Raw genomic sequence first — 18,598 nt, forward strand, 5'->3', positions numbered from 1 at the left:
TTTAGTTTTCCCCCTCTACATTTTGCGGGGATTTCTAATCAAAATGGCTTAACTCATTATTTATAGGATTATCGCGTATTATGGCTGCAAAATTTAAACTTTTAGTTATAAATGGCCCTAACTTAAACATGCTGGGTAAGCGTGAACCAGAAAAATACGGTTTACAAACACTGAGTGAGATTATGAGCGAACTAACTGAGTTTGCGCATGGTCTAGATGTTGAGCTAACGCATTTTCAAAGTAATAGTGAGCAAGCTTTAATTGAGCACATACATAGTGCATGGCAGGTCATTGATTACATTATTATCAACCCAGCGGCATTTACGCATACAAGCGTGGCTTTACGTGATGCGTTACTGGCTGTTGATATCCCGTTTTTTGAAGTGCACTTAACTAATGTGCACACGCGGGAAGCGTTTCGTCATCATTCATATTTTTCTGATGTGGCGCAGGGCGTGATATGTGGATTAGGCGCAATGGGTTATCGCGCAGCACTTGAAGCTGCGGTCAATCGGTTGCAAAACTCGAATTAATTTTAAACTAACAAACTAACAGGCGGGTCGTTCATGGATATTCGCAAGATCAAAAAACTAATTGAACTAGTAGAAGAATCAGGTATTGCTGAATTAGAAATCACCGAAGGTGAAGAATCAGTACGTATCAATCGTAATAATATGAGTGCAGGTCCTGCTTACGCTCCGCATTATGCACCACAGTACGCACCAGCACCGGCTCCAGCCCCTGCAGCTGCACCTGTTGCAAGCGCAGAAGCGGCAGCACCTGCCGGTCCTACTGGCCATCAAGTATTATCGCCAATGGTTGGTTCTTTCTATACAGCAGCTTCTCCTGAAGCGCCTTCATATGTAGAAGTGGGTTCACAAGTCAAAGTAGGTGATACGCTTTGTATCATCGAAGCGATGAAAATGATGAACCAAATTGAGTCAGATAAAGCGGGCACCGTGAAAGCGATTTTAGTTGAAAATGGCGAGCCAGTAGAATTTGATCAACCTTTATTCATCATTGAATAATAGCGCAACCTAAAAGGCCAACTCTAATGTTAGATAAAGTAGTCATTGCAAACCGAGGTGAAATTGCACTTCGTATATTGCGCGCCTGCAAAGAGCTTGGGATCAAAACGGTTGCTGTGCATTCAACGGCGGATCGCGATCTTAAGCATGTATTGCTTGCAGATGAAACAATATGTATTGGTAGACCTTCTGCCACTGAAAGTTACTTAGACATTCCGCGCATTATTGCGGCAGCTGAAGTAACCGATGCAGTTGCTATCCACCCGGGTTATGGTTTCCTTGCAGAAAACGCTGATTTTGCTGATCAAGTTGAACAAAGTGGTTTTGTGTTTATTGGTCCGCGCGGCGACACGATTCGTCTAATGGGCGATAAAGTATCTGCAATCGAAGCAATGCGTAAAGCTGGCGTACCATGTGTACCAGGTTCAGATGGTCCGGTATCGGATGATAAAGACCGCAACATGCAAATCGCTAAACGTATCGGTTACCCAGTGATCATTAAAGCCGCTGGTGGCGGTGGTGGTCGTGGTATGCGGGTTGTTCGCAGTGAAGCTGAGTTAATTGACTCAATCGCTTTAACGCAACAAGAAGCAAAACAGTTCTTTGGTAATAGCATGGTTTACATGGAAAAATTCCTTGAAAACCCACGTCATATCGAAGTTCAAGTATTGGCTGACGGGCAAGGTAATGCTGTTCACTTAGGTGAACGTGATTGTTCTATGCAACGTCGTCATCAAAAAGTAGTCGAAGAAGCGCCAGCACCAGGTATTACTGCTGAAGTGCGTAAGTTTATCGGTGAGCGTTGTACGCGTGCATGTATCGAAATCGGTTATCGTGGTGCGGGTACATTTGAGTTCTTATACGAAAATGGTGAGTTCTATTTCATTGAAATGAACACTCGTATTCAGGTTGAGCATCCAGTGACAGAAATGGTTACCGGTGTTGATTTGATCAAAGAGCAGTTAAAAATTGCAGCGGGCCAACCACTATCATTCACGCAAGACGATGTCGTTATTCGTGGTCATGCAATTGAGTGTCGTATTAATGCTGAAGATCCTGAAACGTTTATCCCGTCACCGGGTAAAATTACGCGTTTCCACCCAGCAGGTGGTTTAGGTATTCGTTGGGACAGCCATATTTATGCTGACTACACAGTGCCACCACACTATGATTCAATGATCGGTAAATTAATTACTTACGGTGAAAACCGTAATGTAGCAATTGCCCGTGCACGTAACGCATTGAATGAGCTTGTGATTGACGGTATTAAAACTAATACTTCATTACATAAGCGCATCTTAGCGGATGAAAACTTCCAAAATGGTGGTACTAATATCCACTATCTTGAGAAAAAATTAGGTCTATAGTCCTAATTACAAAAAAAACCGGCAACTTTGCCGGTTTTTTTGTGTCTATAAGTGTCGATTCTCGCCTTAGTAAAATAATCTGGTATGATTAACAAGTTATCGTTTTTAATACTATCCATGAGGTTAGAATGACGCACTGTGTTGGTTTTCAACTCGCTGATGAAGCTGCAACGGTTAAAATGGGCAATCAACTTGCTATGCTAATGGAGCAAGGTGCAGTTATTTACTTACACGGTGATTTGGGAGCAGGTAAAACCACTTTAACACGTGGTGTGATCCAAGGCTTTGGTCATCAAGGTAAAGTTAAGAGTCCAACTTATACGCTGGTGGAGCCTTATGAGTTGGCAACGGCCAATGTTTATCATTTTGATTTATATCGTTTAGGCGATCCAGAAGAATTAGAATACATGGGTATTCGAGATTATTTTTCGCCAACAGCTATTTGTGTGGTGGAATGGCCTGAAAAAGGCGGCGAGTTTATCCCAACACCAGACTTAGATATTACTTTACGTTATGTCGGCGATGCACGAGCAATTGAGATCCAAAGCATTAGCCCGCGTGGTCACAGTATCGTGGATAAACTCAAAAACCATAGTGAATAACAACAAATAATAAGGGTGTGAAGATACCGATGAGTCGAGTTGTCATAAAGTGGATGGGTGCTTTTTTGCTGTTAGCAATCAGTGCTAATCTCTATGCACAAAATACTATCAATAGTGTACGGGTGTGGCCATCGCCAGATAGTACGCGGGTAGTATTCGACTTAACGGATAAGCCCGACTTCAGTTATTTTATGCTAAAAAATCCACTGCGCTTAGTGGTCGATTTAGAAAATACAGATAAAATAAAAGACCTACCAACTATTCCCAGTAAGCATCAAATCGTCAGTAAACTACGTTACTCGAAAGCGAAAAGCAGCCAGGGGGTACGATTTGTTTTTGAGCTTACAGGGGCCGTTAAACCGGTGATTTTTGCACTGGCGCCAACGGGACCTTATAAAAATCGTTTAGTGGTCGACTTATATGACAAAAATCAAGCAGAGCCAGTAGCTGCAACGAGTAATACTGCGGTTAAAAAGCGTGAGCTTAATCAACAACGCGATATTATTATTGCTATTGATGCAGGCCATGGCGGCGAAGACCCTGGGTCAATTGGCCCCTCTGGTACTTATGAAAAAGATATCACACTACAAATTGCCAAACGCTTAGAGCGGATGATTGATGCTGAACGCGGGATGATTTCGCGAATGGTGCGAAGTGGAGATTACTTTGTCAAACTTAATACTCGCACTAGCCGTGCAAGGCAGAAAAAGGCTGACTTTTTAGTTTCAATTCATGCGGATGCATTTACTAGCCCGCAACCAAATGGCGCCTCTGTTTGGGTGTTATCACTTCGTCGTGCTAATTCAGAAATTGGTAAATGGATAGAAGATAAAGAAAAACATTCAGAGCTACTCGGTGGTGCTGCTGGAGTGATTAAAGACACGGCCAGTGAAAAGTACTTGGCGCAGGCGCTGTTGGATATGTCGATGGATCATTCGATGAAAACCGGTTTCAGCGTTGCTGAAGGCATGGTTCATGAGCTTAAAAAGGTCGCTAAGTTACATAAAAAAGAGCCGCAAGCGGCTAGCCTAGCGGTATTAAAGTCACCAGATATTCCATCTATTTTGGTCGAAACTGGGTTTATTTCAAACCCGCGAGAAGAAAAACTATTAAAAAGTGCTAATCACCAAGAGCGCTTAGCGAAAGCAATATTTACTTCTATCAAAAGTTATTATCTTAAAAATCCTCCGGATGATTCGCTGTTTGCGTCGTTAAAATCGCAATATCCTACTAAACATAAAGTTCGCCCTGGTGAGTCGTTAAGTTTGTTAGCTAGTCGCTATGGGGTATCTGTAGGTAAACTTAAACAAGTCAATCAATTAAAATCTAATACCTTGTTTATTGGTCAAGAGTTAGACATTCCGCAAAGTTAAAATCGTTAGGATCAGTATGAGCATTGAAATATTACCCGCGCGATTAGCTAACCAAATTGCTGCGGGCGAAGTGGTTGAGAGACCCGCATCTGTGGTTAAAGAACTCGTTGAAAATAGCCTAGATGCAGGCGCAACACGTATTCAAATTGATATTGAGCGCGGCGGTCATAAGCTTATTCGCATTCGTGATAACGGCTCAGGCATTGATAAAGACGAGCTCACGTTGGCGCTTTCTCGTCATGCTACTAGTAAATTAAAGTCCCTTGATGATTTAGAAAATATTTGTTCTTTGGGCTTTCGCGGCGAAGCATTGGCGTCTATTAGTTCGGTATCGCGTTTGACACTTAGCTCAAAAACCAAACAGCAAGAGGCGGCTTGGCAAGCATTTGCGCAGGGGCGAGATATGGCGGTGCAGATTAAACCCACTGCCCACCCTGACGGCACCACCATTGAAGTTAAAGACTTATTTTTTAATACGCCCGCTAGACGTAAATTTTTACGCACCGAAAAAACCGAATTCACTCACATTGATGAGTTAATAAAGCGTATTGCCCTGAGCCGTTTTGATGTGTCAATTACCCTCACCCATAACGATAAAGTAGTGCGTCAATATCGTGCTAAAACCGACCCTGCACAGGCTATTGCTCGGGTCGCTCAGGTTGCAGGTAAAGCCTTTGCTGAGCAGGGGTTATATATTGAGTCAGGCGATACAGGCTTGCAGCTACATGGTTGGGTGCTACCAGTTGGCTCGAGTAATACTACGCAATATACCTATGTAAATAATCGTATGATGCGCGATAAGCTTATTTCTCATGCCATTCGTCAAGCGTTCGAAGAAGTCGCAGGCCAAGAAGAGCTACCGGGCTTTGTTATTTATATCGACATTGATCCGCGTCAAGTGGATGTAAACGTGCATCCTGCGAAACACGAAGTGCGTTTTCATCAAGGTCGCTTAGTGCATGATTTTATTCTGCAGGCAATTAAACAAGTCGTGGTGCCGCTTCAAGATGAGTTTGCTGGTGTTACTCAGCATGTTGATTCGCAACACAGCGATGCTAAAGCAGCGCATACAGCAACACCCGCTCACTCCAGCAATACAGCAGGCAGTTTGTTTGATTATCCTAAGTCGCACTTACAACCAGCGGAGCAAGCTCGCTACGGTGCTAATTTAGCACCTAGTGGTGGTGGATATACAGGTTCAAGCGAGCGAAGTAAGCAAGCGAGCCGGACAAATCATCAAGATGTGAATGCGTTTTATCAAGGGGTCAATGAGCAACACGCCAGCCATTTTGATCAACCTATTGGCGTTACTCAAGAAGTAGCACCATTGTTACAGACGCAAAGTGCGCAGCCGTTGCTGGTACAAAGTGATGGCGGTTGTGTATTTAGCCTGCAACAGCAATTATATTGCTCACACTTTAAATATTTATTAGTCAATGATTGGCTTGAGCTTATTGCTGAGCAAGGCAGCTTAGAAGGAAAAGCCTTACTATTGCCTGTGCGAGTTAATATCAGTAAAGAAGACAGCCAAAGCTTAACACAGCAACAATCATGGTTTACCTTGCTGGGCTTTGAGTTATTGATTGAAAAGCAATTTGTGATGGTTAAAAAGTTGCCACAGAGTTTGTATCTGCTTGATGTGAGCCAAGCCGTAGATGCGCTATTAAAAGCCACTAAGGCTGAGCTTAATAGTGTGGAGCAATGGCTAAACTGGCAGCTTAGCCAAGTGCCCGAGCGCTTTTTTGCCAGCCAAGCTTTTGCCTTGGCGGTTACGCGAATGCAAAATAATCCGCAAACAATCCAGCGTTTATCTGCAAAAGCAGTTAAAATAGATTTAAGTTATTTTTTAGCACAGTTAGATTAAGGTTATTGAGTTGAGTAATTTACCGGTCATTTTTTTAATGGGCCCAACCGCTGCAGGCAAAACTGCATTAGCAATCGCCTTATGCCAACATTTAAAAACTGAAATAATCAGCGTCGATTCAGCCTTAGTGTATAAAGATATGAACATAGGTACGGCAAAACCTGATCAACATGAGTTAGCGCTTGCGCCACATCATTTAATTGATCTAATCGACCCTAGTGAAAGTTACTCAGTAGCTGATTTTCGTCGTGATGCAATTGAAAAGATTGACCAATTTCACCAACAAGGTAAAGTGCCTGTATTAGTTGGTGGTACAATGATGTACTTTAAAGCATTAATTGATGGATTATCGCCATTACCTGAAGCATGCTCGGTAGTACGAGCAGAGCTTGAGCAACAAGCTAAGCAACATGGCTGGCCGGCACTTTATAAAGAGCTTGAGATAATTGATCCGCAAGCGGCACAAAAAATGAGCGAGAATGACTCGCAACGCATTAACCGCGCCCTTGAAGTTTACCGATTAACGGGTAAAACAATGACTGAATTACAAAAAAGTAAGCAGCCGAGTTTACCGTATACTTTTCATCAATTTGCTATTGCGCCTGATGATCGCGCCGATTTACACCAGCGAATTGAACAAAGGTTTAAAATAATGCTTGAGCAGGGGTTTGAAAATGAAGTTTCATCCCTATATCAACGTAAGGATTTACACCCTAACTTACCTTCCATTCGTTGCGTGGGTTATAGACAAATGTGGGATTACATTGCTGGCGAGATTGATTACGATGAAATGGTCTTTCGCGGTATTGCAGCAACACGACAGCTTGCTAAGCGTCAATTGACGTGGTTAAGAGGTTGGCCCGATGTAACGTGGTTAACAACGGGTGATGAAGAAAACTTGCAACGTGTTGTAAGTTCGCTAAGCTAGTAGTAGTTGAAATTTTTTAGCTTTGTTAAATGAGTTCAGCCACTTAATTATAATAACACCTAGAACGAAGGAAAATAACATGGCAAAAGGCCAATCGTTACAAGACCCATTTTTGAATGCGCTACGTCGTGAGCGTATTCCAGTATCAATCTTTTTGGTTAATGGCATCAAACTACAAGGTAAGATCCAGTCATTTGATCAATTTGTTATTTTACTAGAAAACACCGTGAATCAAATGGTGTATAAACATGCGATTTCTACCGTAGTTCCTGCTCGTGCTGTTAACTTCCAAGGTATTCAAGGAAGCGAAGACGGTGAAGAGCCTGAAGCTGGAAATTTTTAAATTAGGAGCATAATGTTTGTTTGACCGTTATGAAGCCGGCGAACAGGCAGTCTTAGTTCATATCGACTTTCCAAAAGAAGGGGATCGTGAAGATCTTCATGAATTGGAAATGTTGGTATCTTCTGCTGGTGTTAGCAGTTTGGCGGTTGTGCAAGGCAGCCGTCAAGCACCACATCCGAAACTATTCGTCGGTACCGGAAAGGCTGAAGAAATCGCTGAGATTGTCAAAATCCACAACGCAGATGTCGTCATTTTTAATCATCAACTCAGACCGTCACAGGAACGCAATTTAGAACGCGTTTGCCAATGTCGTGTGCTTGATAGAACGACGCTTATTCTTGATATTTTTGCGCAACGTGCACGTACCCATGAAGGTAAGTTGCAGGTTGAGCTAGCACAATTGCGTCATATGTCGACGCGTTTGATCCGAGGCTGGACGCATCTTGAACGCCAAAAAGGCGGGATCGGTTTGCGCGGGCCTGGTGAAACTCAGCTAGAAACAGATCGACGTTTATTGCGAGTTCGTATTCAAAGTATTCGCGCGCGTTTAGAGAAAGTGGCAGTGCAGCGTGAGCAAGGTAGACGTGCTCGTAACCGCAATGAAATTCCTACGGTGTCGTTGGTAGGGTATACCAATGCGGGTAAGTCGACGCTATTTAATCGCATTACTAACTCTAATGTGTATGCTGCTGATCAACTGTTCGCGACGCTTGATCCAACTTTACGCAAACTCGAAATAGAAGATGTTGGTTCGATAATTTTAGCCGATACCGTTGGCTTTATTCGCCATTTACCCCATGACTTAGTTGCCGCATTTAAAGCGACGCTAACCGAAACTCGTGAAGCTGATTTACAACTTCATGTGGTCGATGTTGCGGATCATCGTCGTAAAGAGAATATTGAACAGGTACAATCGGTTCTTAAAGAAATAGAAGCTGATGAAGTGCCGCAATTGTTGGTTTACAACAAAATTGATGCGCTTGAAGATATTGAACCACGTATTGACCGTGACGATGAAGGCATGCCTATTAGAGTATGGTTGTCGGCACACAGTGGCGCAGGGTGTGAACTATTGTCTGAAGCTATCAGCGAGCTGTTAGCAAAGAAAATGTTTGTTCATACGCTTAAATTAGCTCCGCAATATGGTCGTTTACGTGCTGCGTTGTTCAATTTAAATGCCGTGCATCAAGAAGACTTTGATGAACAGGGTCATTGGTTACTTGCTACTCGACTGCCTATGGTAGAATGGAATCGTTTAAGAAAAGAGTTTGGTCCTGAAATCGACGCTTTTATTTCGTAATTCGAAAAAACTACTGCACAATGTCATTTTTAGTATGAGAACTGCGGTATTTTTGTTAGATTTAACGTAATTACCTAAATTATTTAGATAACAATGGAGTATAGCTATGGCCTGGAATGAACCGGGTAATAATGGCAATGACAAAGATCCGTGGAACAAAAAAGGCGGACGTGATCAAGGCCCACCTGACTTAGACGAGGTGTTTCGTAAATTCAGCAGCAAGTTTGGTGGCTTATTTGGCGGTAATAAATCCGGCAATGGCGGCGGCGGACTTGGTGGAGCTGGTCTTTCATTTGTACTGATCATTGCTGCAATTGTATGGGCATTGAGTGGTATTTATACCGTGAAAGAAGCAGAGCGCGGCATCGTTTTACATTTTGGTCAATTTGACCGCATTGCAGATCCAGGTCTGCGTTGGAAAATGACGTTTATTGAAACGGTAATTCCGGTAGATATTGAAGCCGTTCGCTCATTATCGACGTCTGGTTTTATGCTCACTGAAGATGAAAACGTGGTAAGCGTTGAGTTTCAGGTGCAATACCGTGTAATTGACCCTTTCCTATACAAATTTAGTGTAACTAATGCTGATTCTAGCTTAGAAGAAGCGCTAGAGAGTGCACTGCGTTATGTTGTTGGTCATTCAAAAATGGACCAAGTATTAACAAATGGCCGTGAGGTTGTGCGTCAAAATACCTGGGATGAACTGAATAAAATCATCGAACCGTATAACTTAGGCTTGATCGTAACTGACGTTAACTTTAAAGACTCACGCCCACCGGCTGAAGTTAAAGACGCGTTTGATGATGCCATTGCCGCACAAGAAGATGAACAACGTTTTATTCGTGAAGCTGAAGCATACGCGCGTGAAATTGAGCCACGTGCTCGTGGTCAAGTTACCCGTATGACGCAAGAAGCTGAAGGTTACGGCGAGCGCATTATTTTAGAAGCACAAGGTGAAGTCGCGCGTTTTGAAAAGCTATTACCTGAATATCAGGCTGCTAAGCGTGTAACCCGTGAGCGTTTATATATTGATGCCATGGAAGAAGTGCTAGGTAACAGTTCAAAAGTGTTAGTTGATGTTAAGGGCGGCAATAATATGATGTATTTACCGCTTGATAAAATCATGGATAAGCAAGGGAACGCAACCCGTGTTGCATTACCTAGCTCAAGTGATATTAACGACTTACGCAATAAAGTTAATACATCGCGCAATAGCACTGTGAACTCAAGTTCAGACCGCTTTGGTGCTGATCGCTTTAACGACGGGAGATAAGCGCAATGAAAAACTTTAGTTTAGTTATATTACTAGCGGCCGTTGTGTTGTCTTTTTCGTCAGTGTTCGTAGTACCTGAAGGGCAAAAAGCAATTGTTATGCTATTCAGCAAAGTGCAAAAAGACAGTGATGATAAAGCAATTGTTTATGGTCCTGGCTTACAATTCAAAGTACCTTTCTTTAGTCAAGTACGTCGTATTGATGCGCGTATTCAGACATTAGATGGTGCACCGGATCGTTTTGTTACTAGTGAGAAAAAAGACTTAATAGTTGATTCGTTTGTAAAATGGCGTGTTAGTGATTTTAGTGCTTTTTACTTACGTGCCCGTGGTGATAAGCAATACGCTGAAGCACTACTTAAGCAAAAAGTAAATAATGGTCTACGTACTAACTTTGGTTCACGTACTATCCGTGAGATTGTTTCCGGTGAACGTAGCGAGTTAATGGAAGAAGCATTAGTTCAAGCTTCTGAAAGTGCTCAAGAGCTAGGTATTGAAGTACTTGATGTACGTGTTAAGCAAATCAATTTACCGTCAGAAGTGAGTAATTCGATTTACCAACGTATGCGTGCAGAGCGTACTGCTGTTGCTAAAGAGCATCGCTCTGAAGGTCAAGAAAAAGCCGAAACGATTCGTGCTGACATTGACCGTCGTGTCACAGTAATGCTGGCTGATGCTGAGCGTAATGCCCGTACCGTTCGCGGTGAAGGCGATGCAAAAGCTGCGGCTATTTATGCCAATGCGTACAATAAAGATGCTGAATTCTTTGGTTTTGTACGTTCATTAGAGGCCTATAAAAAGACCTTTAAAGATAAGCAAGACGTAATGGTATTATCACCAGACAGTGACTTCTTTAGATATATGAAAGGTGCTGCAGCGCAGTAATCTTTTCTAAATCTAGCACAAATCCAAACCCTGTGTATGCAGGGTTTTTCTTTTAGTAAGATGAATTTTTATGAGTAACTTAATGTTATTCAACCAGTTAATTTTTATTGCAAAGGTCGTTGTACGACTGCGCAGAAAAAATAACCTAAACGGGGGTGATCTTTCCCCTCATTATCTGGTAAAATCTCGTCCTAATTTTTTCTAAGTGAATTTACAATGGGTAAAAACGTTGTTGTATTAGGCACCCAATGGGGTGACGAAGGTAAGGGTAAGGTAGTTGACCTCCTTACAGACAAAGCATCTTTAGTAGTTCGTTACCAAGGTGGCCATAACGCTGGTCATACACTGGTAATCGAAGGTGAAAAGACAGTTTTACACCTTATTCCATCGGGTGTATTACGTGACAATGTTAAGTGTGTGATTGGTAATGGTGTTGTTGTTTCACCAGAAGCGCTAATGAAAGAGATTGGCATGCTTGAAGAACGTGGCGTACCAGTACGTGAACGTTTATTGATCAGTGAAGCATGTCCGCTTATTTTGCCTTTCCACATCGCATTAGATGTAGCTCGTGAAAAAGCACGTGGTAATAAAGCGATTGGTACAACAGGTCGCGGCATAGGTCCTGCTTATGAAGATAAAGTAGCCCGTCGTGGTTTGCGTATCGGTGACTTATTCAACCCTGAATTATTCGCTGCGAAGCTTAAAGAAGTATTGGAATACCATAACTTTACTTTAGTAAATTATTACAAAGTAGATGCGGTAGATTTCCAACAGACGTTTGATGATGCAATGGCTGTTGCAGATATCCTTAAAGCAATGGTTGTTGACGTAACTGAGTTACTTGATCAAACGCGTCTAGCGGGCGACAACATCTTGTTTGAAGGCGCGCAAGGTACATTACTTGATATCGATCACGGTACTTACCCATATGTAACGTCTTCAAATACTACTGCTGGTGGCGTTGCTACAGGTGCTGGTTTTGGTCCGTTAAATCTTGATTATGTACTAGGTATTATCAAAGCTTACACCACGCGTGTTGGTTCTGGTCCTTTCCCTACCGAGCTTTACGACGGTTTAGAAAAACAAGACCCAGTTGGTAAGCACTTAGGTACCGTAGGTCATGAGTTTGGTGCAACGACTGGTCGCTTACGTCGTACTGGTTGGTTAGATGCTGTGGCTATGCGCCGTGCAGTACAAATTAACTCTATCTCAGGTTTTTGTTTAACTAAACTAGACGTGTTAGATGGTCTAGAAACACTAAAAATCTGTACTGGTTATCAGTTAGAAGATGGCACTATCACTAATGTGACGCCACTTGCTGCTGAAGGTTATGATAAAGTAACGCCAGTTTATGAAGAGATGCCTGGTTGGACTGAAAATACAGTGGGTGCTACTACTGTTGAGCAGCTACCAAAAGCGGCACTTGATTACATCAAACGCATTGAAGAAATCACCGGTGTACCTGTTGATATTATTTCTACAGGTCCTGACCGTGTAGAAACTATGGTATTACGCAGTCCGTTTGCATAATTACTAATAGTACTAAAAAAGCTGCCTTGTGCAGCTTTTTTTGTGTCTGGGGATAGTGTTTATAATAAATAAGCTATTTATAAATTTCATTATGGAACGATCTTTGTATAAACTTTAGCAAGATGGTTTTTAATTTAAAGTGACCTAAATGCGTTTGTTAACTTGTTTATCATTAGTGCCGTTATCGTTTTTGCTGGCAAGCCACGCCAAGTCTGAAGAGACCATAGCTGCCGTGCCACTATATACAGAAACTGAGCTGCTTGCTTTGATCAATAGTAATACACATCTTGCGCGTGTAAAGGCAGATGACTGCCAGTTAGTACAAGATATCGAAGCACGAGCCAATAAAATGGCACTGCCTTCTTATCAATTTTTATATGGCGATATGCTGGCGTATGCGGTGTGTGTTGATCGTAATGTAGAGCTTGGTGTGTATTATATGCGTCAAGCAGCGCAGCAAGGCTTAGCGGCGGCATTAGAGCAACTCGGGCGATACTATGACACGGGTCGATTAGTGCAAAAGGATAAAGCGCTTGCTGTGACTTACCTACGTGAAGCTTCATCACAAGGTAATTTAAAAGCACAATTGCGGTTAGTTAATTTATTTAATCAAGGCTATGGCAGTCCACGTGATTACGAAGACGCATATCGTTGGTTATTTCATAGTATGGTTGCAGATAAAGCAACCCATAAAAAGATTGAACGCTCGCTAGCCCAATTGGCGCAAAAAATGCCCGATAGTGTTGTCGCGCGAGCACGCTTGCCGATGTAGGTATGAGCTGATCAGTTAGCAAGTTGAAAGTAAAAGGGCTAGGTGTGATACCTAGCCCTTTTCGTTTTACTCTTTTATTTCTTTCGGTTCTTTGTTTTTGCCATTATTAGGATCTTTCAATACCGACATTTTTGGTGGCAGCATCGCGACGACACGTTCACCTTCTTGCGGCGGTTTTTCCATATTAATAGTAAACGGACGCAGTTTGATAGGGCTATCATCATCACTGTCTTTGTCACCATTGAGGATGAATAACGGAATTGCATCGCTGTTCATCTCTTGGTATTTGCCCCAGTTAAACTCTTCAGAAATTCGCGTTACACTGACCTTGCCGCCTTTGGCAATTAAGCTACTTAAACGTGCATAAGAGCCGCTGTCACCAAACAAAATTTGCCGAGATAGAAACGTCGCGCTGTCTTTGTTTGCTTTGGCGTGAGAGGTAGAAGAACGCAATGAAAAGACGTTCTTTTCATTCAATAAATGTGAAAAATACTGCACGCCTAGCGCGTTATGATGGCGGTTTGGCGAAAGCGCCATTACGCTGCGTAGAGTTGTCAGGGGTAAGTAACGTTCAGCATGTTCTGATTGCGGGTTACCATAATAACAAGGCAGCCCATCCATACGTGCCATGCGGCAGTTTTCCCAAGCTGGATCTGATAAGTGTACTTGAATATTTTGCTCTTTTAGCCCACAAGCAATGGCACGAGCGACATGGTTTGCACCAATGATCAAAATAGTATTAGGTGAAGGCTGACGAACACCTAATAGCTTCGCAATCGGAATCGCAGTTAAGCTTTGCAGAACTACTGTGATAATAATAACGGTAAAAATCAGTGGCACCATTTTCTCGGCGTCAGCAACACCAGCTTCCATCATACTAATAGCAAAAACAGAGCCTACCGCTGCTGCGACAATACCGCGCGGAGCAATCCACGCGAGTACTAAGCGAGATTTAATTGGTAGCTCAGTGCCGAAAGTGGAGATCGCAATACACAATGGGCGAGCGATAAATAATACGATAGCCAAAAAGATAAACACATCGGCATCAAGCATCATTAAATCAGCTAATTCTAAACGCGCAGCAAGCAAAATGAATAAGGTTGAAATTAAGATCATAGACAGATCTTCTTTAAACTCTAAAACAGAATCAATTTCTAAATCGTCTTGGTTCGCTAACCAAATACCAAATACAGTAACCGCTAATAGACCTGACTCATGGCTCAAATGATTTGAGACTGTAAAGCTAATAAGTACCAGAGCTAAGATGCCGAATTTATGTAATTCAAATGGTAGCCATTCGCGGCGGATCAGTAACGTTGTAAGCCAACCTGCGACCACGCCAATAGATAAACCGACTCCTAAGGTTTTAAACAAGGCGATTACGGTATGGATAAACACTTCACCTTGACCAACTAGCATTACCGCTTCAAATACTAAAACCGCAAATAAAGCACCAATTGGGTCAATAACAATGCCCTCCCAGCGTAGTATGCGATCAATGTCTTGGGTTGGCCGCATTGAGTTTAATAGCGGTGCAATAACTGTTGGGCCAGTAACAACCAATACCGCACCGAGCACCGCTGCTACACGCCAGTTGAGTTCTAAAATCCAATAGGCACTTAGGCTTATCACTATACAAGTCGTAATCATGCCAATAGAGCACAAGTTACGGACTACCTTGCCAATACCTTTGAGTTCTCGAAAGTGTAGAGTTAAAGAACCTTCAAATAAGATCACCGCAACACTGAGCGAGACCACAGGAAAGAGTAAATCACCAAGCAGTGCATCTGGATCAAGTAAACCCGTAGCAGGGCCAAGCAATAGGCCTGTAAGTAACAAAAATAAAATAGCTGGGACACGAAAACCCCATGCTATCCATTGGGCGAGAACCGAACATAGAGCGATCCCTGCGATATAAATAGCTGACATAGATGAAGTATTCCTTATTTATTACAACAGTTAGGAGTAAACCTTTCGATACTTATAATACAGGGGTATACACGTGTATGTTAATTTTTCCTAATAGAATTTTAGCTGTTTACGAACTTATTTGTAGAAGAAATGATAATTTATTGGTTTTGAAATATTTGAAACAAATTAAACTCTGTTTAACTAACTGAATCTTATAGACTTTAAAATTTATTAGCTGCAATAGTAAGCCGAGTGAATAAAATATAGTCTTGATCTTTAGGCTAAAAGTAGCGTAATATAGTTAGTGTTCAAACAATTAGTCATCTAATTAGTTACTTGTTAGGTCTAAGCGAATACATATAGTTATTTTTAAGTTGCTTTAAATTACAACAACTTAGATTGAGGTCACTATATTTATATGCTTAAAAATCAATTTGTTAATTGTTTTGAATGCAGTTTGTACAATTTTACTCATTTTTAGTAATTAGTTAATTTGAACATAAATTACATTTTATTGTGATTCATATTGTTTGAGTTGAACTGTTACTTACTCAATATTTGACACCCATCGTGGTGAGCAAATCTCGGTCCTTGAGTCATCACCCTATCTGTTGGTGTACCAGACTTTAGAGGCTCTATGTATGTTGTTAATAAAAAAGCTTCACACAGCTTTTTACAGCGATGCATAAACAACACTTTTTATTTACTTTATAACTGTTCAGTCTTAATGATTGAGCCAAAGTTATGCTATATCTAACGCACTTTGTTAATTAACTAAGTGAGCGTTTCCGGCTGAGTATTAAAAAGTGATGGCTAAAGAAAGTGAGCAAAAGCAAGTGCAAATTGTTAACTCGTAACCTAGGTAAACACTAGGTGGTTGTTTTCAGATTTATCCAAACTAGGGTAAGTCACAGTTAAAATGGAAAGTTGAACATTTATGCAAAAGTTAAATTGGCGACGTATCGTATTAAAAGTAGGTAGCGCATTGATTGCACCTGATCAAGATGGTTGTCGCTCACGCTATTTATTAACCATCGCTCAGTTTATTGTTCGTTGTCGTAGTCAAGGAATTGAAGTTATTTTAGTTTCGTCAGGCTCAGTTGCCGCTGGCGCGCATTTATTTCCGAAGACACAAGAGCGCACTGTGGCAATGAAAAAAGCCATGGCAGCAGCAGGGCAAACCGAAATGATGGCTATGTGGGACCGCTTTTTTGATTTCCCATCGGCGCAGATTTTATTAACTCATGGTGACTTACGTGACCGTGAGCGTTATGAGAGTATTAGAGAAACTGTTTTCACTTTGTTGGATCATGGTGTGCTGCCAATCATGAATGAAAATGATACGGTGACAACTGATGATTTAAAAGTCGGTGATAATGATAACTTATCGGCAATGGTCGCTGCTGCAGCAGATGCTGATGCATTGATGATTTTTTCAGATGTGGATGGGCTTTATGATAAAAACCCTAATCTGCACGATGATGCAATATTACTGCCTGAAATTAAATCAATTGATGAATCAATCTATGCTATGGCAGGATCTGCTACCAGTGCGGTTGGTACAGGTGGTATGAAAACTAAAATTGAAGCAGCTGAAAAAGCGACTTCACATGGTATTACTACTTATATAATTAATGGTTTTAAAGAGCAGACATTTACAAAACTGCTGGAAGGTGAGAACCCAGGTACTATTTTCTTACCATACGAAAAACCGATGCAAGAAGCTGTTCACTGGATGACTCATACTGCAAGTGAGCAAGGTGAAGTCGTTGTCGCAGGTTCATACGATGAATCTTTAGAAGGTGAAACTGGCTGTATCCGTGGCGATGAAATTGTCGCAGTGCATGGTGAGTTTGCAATAGGCGATACCATTTTGGTACGTAGCAGCGACGGCACTCGATTAGCCAAAGCAACTGCAAATTACAGTAGTTGTTTATTGAATTTTATAGCTGATAACGAACAAAGCGAATTTAGCGACAAGATGCAAGATTCGATTGGTCCCGTTATTTCAGAGAAAGATATCGCATTATTGGAGAAGTCATGAGTTTAATTACAGATATTTCACGTCAGGCAGCAAAAGCGGCACATCAGTTAGCCTTACTCGATACCGAGACTAAAAATCAGGTGCTACTGGATATGGCTGCAGCATTACGCCAACAAAAAGCATTTATTATTAAAGAAAACGAAAGTGATTTAGCCGCAGCCCGTGATAACAATCTAGCAGCCGCTATGATTGACCGTTTAACGCTTAATGACGAACGTATTGAAGCGATGGCTGAAGGCATTGAAGTGATTGTAAGCCTTGATGATCCGGTGGGTCAATTACGCGATATTACTGAACGTCCTAACGGGATTAAAATTCGTAAAATGCGTGTACCACTTGGTGTGGTATGTATGATTTATGAAGCGCGTCCAAATGTAACCGCTGATGCTGGAGCGTTATGCTTCAAATCAGGTAATGGGGTTATTTTACGTGGTGGTAAAGAGGCGCTTAAAAGCTCGCAAGCAATTGCTAGTGTTATGCATCAAGTATTAGAGCAGCATAATTTACCGGCAGCGTTAATCTCCGTTATTCCAGATCCAGACCGCGGATTATTAATGGAATTGATGCAGCAACGTGACAGCATTGACTTAATTATTCCACGCGGCGGCGAAGGGCTAATTAACTTTGTAACAGATAACAGTACAATTCCTGTGATCCAGCATTTTAAAGGTGTGTGTCATTTATACGTAGATAAAGACGCTGACTTAGAAGTGGCGATTAACTTGCTACTGAACGGTAAAACTCAGCGTACTGGCGTATGTAATGCATTAGAAGGACTTGTCGTTCATCAGGATGTTGCAGATGAGTTTTTAAATTTATGTGCTGTTGTATTACGCCAAGAAGGTGTAAAAATAAATGCAGATAGCCAAGCCGCACAATATTTTGATGATGCAACAGTGCTTGCGCCAGAGGAATTTGGCGAAGAATATTTAGATTTAGAAATCGCTATTCGTGTAGTACCAGATTTTGCTGGTGCAATTGAGCATATTGCGCAATTTGGTTCAAACCATACGGAAGTTATTTGCACTAAAAACCAAGCCGCGGCTGAATTGTTCCAGCGCAGTGTTGATGCCTCAGTTGTGATGGTTAATACCTCATCACGCTTCTCTGATGGCTCACAGTTAGGTTTAGGTGCAGAGATTGGTATCGCAACGTCAAAACTACACGCTTACGGTCCAATGGGCTTAGAATCATTAACGACGGAGAAATACCTCGTCAATGGTGTAGGTCAAATTCGCGAATAATTGGTAGTCGAATAACCAAATTAAAATGCCGAGTTTATGCTCGGCATTTTTGATCGTAAATACCATGCAGCGCACAACTGATAGCTAAAAAATAACTAACATAAAATAAACAGTTTTTTGATTAAAATGAGAAAG

General features: G+C 41.7%; 16 protein-coding genes. 15 read left to right on the forward strand and 1 reads right to left on the reverse strand.

What is annotated here, in order from left to right:
* The first annotated feature begins 80 nt into the window (after positions 1-80).
* The 13 genes from aroQ (at position 81) to H5182_RS16435 (ending at position 13,264) form a co-directional block, all read left to right on the forward strand.
* Complete coding sequence (aroQ, locus tag H5182_RS16375) at positions 81-533, forward strand: type II 3-dehydroquinate dehydratase (RefSeq protein WP_145238079.1); 453 nt, start codon at positions 81-83, stop codon at positions 531-533.
* A gap of 33 nt (positions 534-566) precedes the next feature.
* A complete protein-coding gene (accB, locus tag H5182_RS16380; RefSeq protein ID WP_182735549.1) occupies positions 567-1,028 on the forward strand; it encodes an acetyl-CoA carboxylase biotin carboxyl carrier protein in 462 nt (153 codons plus the stop codon).
* A 26-nt stretch (positions 1,029-1,054) separates the two neighbouring features.
* On the forward strand, positions 1,055-2,395 hold the full coding sequence (gene accC, locus H5182_RS16385; RefSeq protein ID WP_145238085.1) for an acetyl-CoA carboxylase biotin carboxylase subunit: 1,341 nt from the start codon (positions 1,055-1,057) through the stop codon (positions 2,393-2,395).
* Between the two features lie 128 nt (positions 2,396-2,523).
* Positions 2,524-2,997, forward strand: a complete 474-nt coding sequence (tsaE, locus tag H5182_RS16390; protein WP_145238089.1) for a tRNA (adenosine(37)-N6)-threonylcarbamoyltransferase complex ATPase subunit type 1 TsaE — start codon at positions 2,524-2,526, stop codon at positions 2,995-2,997.
* A gap of 29 nt (positions 2,998-3,026) precedes the next feature.
* Positions 3,027-4,370, forward strand: coding sequence for an N-acetylmuramoyl-L-alanine amidase (locus H5182_RS16395; RefSeq protein WP_145238092.1), 1,344 nt, complete (start codon positions 3,027-3,029; stop codon positions 4,368-4,370).
* A 16-nt stretch (positions 4,371-4,386) separates the two neighbouring features.
* Positions 4,387-6,234: a DNA mismatch repair endonuclease MutL gene (mutL, locus tag H5182_RS16400; RefSeq protein WP_182760334.1), complete on the forward strand. Its 1,848-nt coding sequence runs from the start codon at positions 4,387-4,389 to the stop codon at positions 6,232-6,234.
* 10 nt (positions 6,235-6,244) lie between these two features.
* Entirely contained in the window at positions 6,245-7,162 is a 918-nt protein-coding gene (miaA, locus tag H5182_RS16405; RefSeq protein ID WP_182760335.1) for a tRNA (adenosine(37)-N6)-dimethylallyltransferase MiaA, read from the forward strand.
* A gap of 79 nt (positions 7,163-7,241) precedes the next feature.
* Positions 7,242-7,505 (forward strand): RNA chaperone Hfq, encoded by a 264-nt coding sequence (gene hfq, locus H5182_RS16410; RefSeq protein ID WP_064668197.1) that lies wholly within the window; start codon positions 7,242-7,244, stop codon positions 7,503-7,505.
* 16 nt (positions 7,506-7,521) lie between these two features.
* The gene (gene hflX / locus H5182_RS16415) at positions 7,522-8,805 is read left to right on the forward strand and encodes a ribosome rescue GTPase HflX (protein ID WP_149980498.1); all 1,284 of its coding nucleotides are present in this window, start codon (positions 7,522-7,524) and stop codon (positions 8,803-8,805) included.
* A 106-nt stretch (positions 8,806-8,911) separates the two neighbouring features.
* Positions 8,912-10,078 (forward strand): FtsH protease activity modulator HflK, encoded by a 1,167-nt coding sequence (gene hflK, locus H5182_RS16420; RefSeq protein WP_145238104.1) that lies wholly within the window; start codon positions 8,912-8,914, stop codon positions 10,076-10,078.
* Positions 10,079-10,083: 5 nt separating this feature from the next.
* Complete coding sequence (gene hflC / locus H5182_RS16425; RefSeq protein ID WP_145238107.1) at positions 10,084-10,962, forward strand: protease modulator HflC; 879 nt, start codon at positions 10,084-10,086, stop codon at positions 10,960-10,962.
* A gap of 216 nt (positions 10,963-11,178) precedes the next feature.
* Positions 11,179-12,492, forward strand: a complete 1,314-nt coding sequence (locus H5182_RS16430) for an adenylosuccinate synthase (RefSeq protein WP_145238109.1) — start codon at positions 11,179-11,181, stop codon at positions 12,490-12,492.
* Between the two features lie 148 nt (positions 12,493-12,640).
* Positions 12,641-13,264: a tetratricopeptide repeat protein gene (locus H5182_RS16435; protein ID WP_145238110.1), complete on the forward strand. Its 624-nt coding sequence runs from the start codon at positions 12,641-12,643 to the stop codon at positions 13,262-13,264.
* A 66-nt stretch (positions 13,265-13,330) separates the two neighbouring features.
* Here H5182_RS16435 and H5182_RS16440 read toward each other — a convergent pair whose 3' ends face one another.
* Entirely contained in the window at positions 13,331-15,193 is a 1,863-nt protein-coding gene (locus tag H5182_RS16440; protein ID WP_145238113.1) for a sodium:proton antiporter, read from the reverse strand.
* Positions 15,194-16,112: 919 nt separating this feature from the next.
* On the opposite strand from H5182_RS16440, the gene proB reads away from it, so the two are divergent.
* Entirely contained in the window at positions 16,113-17,219 is a 1,107-nt protein-coding gene (gene proB, locus H5182_RS16445) for a glutamate 5-kinase (RefSeq protein ID WP_145238116.1), read from the forward strand.
* Positions 17,216-18,463, forward strand: a complete 1,248-nt coding sequence (locus tag H5182_RS16450) for a glutamate-5-semialdehyde dehydrogenase (protein WP_145238119.1) — start codon at positions 17,216-17,218, stop codon at positions 18,461-18,463. Before proB ends, H5182_RS16450 begins: the two co-directional genes overlap by 4 nt.
* Positions 18,464-18,598: the final 135 nt, after the last annotated feature.

Origin of the sequence: Pseudoalteromonas sp. SG44-17 (assembly GCF_014164235.1) — a bacterium.
Classification (GTDB): Bacteria; Pseudomonadota; Gammaproteobacteria; order Enterobacterales; family Alteromonadaceae; genus Pseudoalteromonas; species Pseudoalteromonas rhizosphaerae.

What these genes read in the sequence shown, in the direction of transcription:
- aroQ (WP_145238079.1), top strand. Translation starts at nt 81, where the DNA reads ATGGCTGCAAAATTTAAACTTTTAGTTATAAATGGCCCTAACTTAAAC.
- accB (WP_182735549.1), top strand. Translation starts at nt 567, where the DNA reads ATGGATATTCGCAAGATCAAAAAACTAATTGAACTAGTAGAAGAATCA.
- accC (WP_145238085.1), top strand. Translation starts at nt 1,055, where the DNA reads ATGTTAGATAAAGTAGTCATTGCAAACCGAGGTGAAATTGCACTTCGT.
- tsaE (WP_145238089.1), top strand. Translation starts at nt 2,524, where the DNA reads ATGACGCACTGTGTTGGTTTTCAACTCGCTGATGAAGCTGCAACGGTT.
- H5182_RS16395 (WP_145238092.1), top strand. Translation starts at nt 3,027, where the DNA reads ATGAGTCGAGTTGTCATAAAGTGGATGGGTGCTTTTTTGCTGTTAGCA.
- mutL (WP_182760334.1), top strand. Translation starts at nt 4,387, where the DNA reads ATGAGCATTGAAATATTACCCGCGCGATTAGCTAACCAAATTGCTGCG.
- hfq (WP_064668197.1), top strand. Translation starts at nt 7,242, where the DNA reads ATGGCAAAAGGCCAATCGTTACAAGACCCATTTTTGAATGCGCTACGT.
- hflK (WP_145238104.1), top strand. Translation starts at nt 8,912, where the DNA reads ATGGCCTGGAATGAACCGGGTAATAATGGCAATGACAAAGATCCGTGG.
- hflC (WP_145238107.1), top strand. Translation starts at nt 10,084, where the DNA reads ATGAAAAACTTTAGTTTAGTTATATTACTAGCGGCCGTTGTGTTGTCT.
- H5182_RS16430 (WP_145238109.1), top strand. Translation starts at nt 11,179, where the DNA reads ATGGGTAAAAACGTTGTTGTATTAGGCACCCAATGGGGTGACGAAGGT.
- H5182_RS16435 (WP_145238110.1), top strand. Translation starts at nt 12,641, where the DNA reads ATGCGTTTGTTAACTTGTTTATCATTAGTGCCGTTATCGTTTTTGCTG.
- H5182_RS16440 (WP_145238113.1), bottom strand. Translation starts at nt 15,193, where the DNA reads ATGTCAGCTATTTATATCGCAGGGATCGCTCTATGTTCGGTTCTCGCC.
- proB (WP_145238116.1), top strand. Translation starts at nt 16,113, where the DNA reads ATGCAAAAGTTAAATTGGCGACGTATCGTATTAAAAGTAGGTAGCGCA.
- H5182_RS16450 (WP_145238119.1), top strand. Translation starts at nt 17,216, where the DNA reads ATGAGTTTAATTACAGATATTTCACGTCAGGCAGCAAAAGCGGCACAT.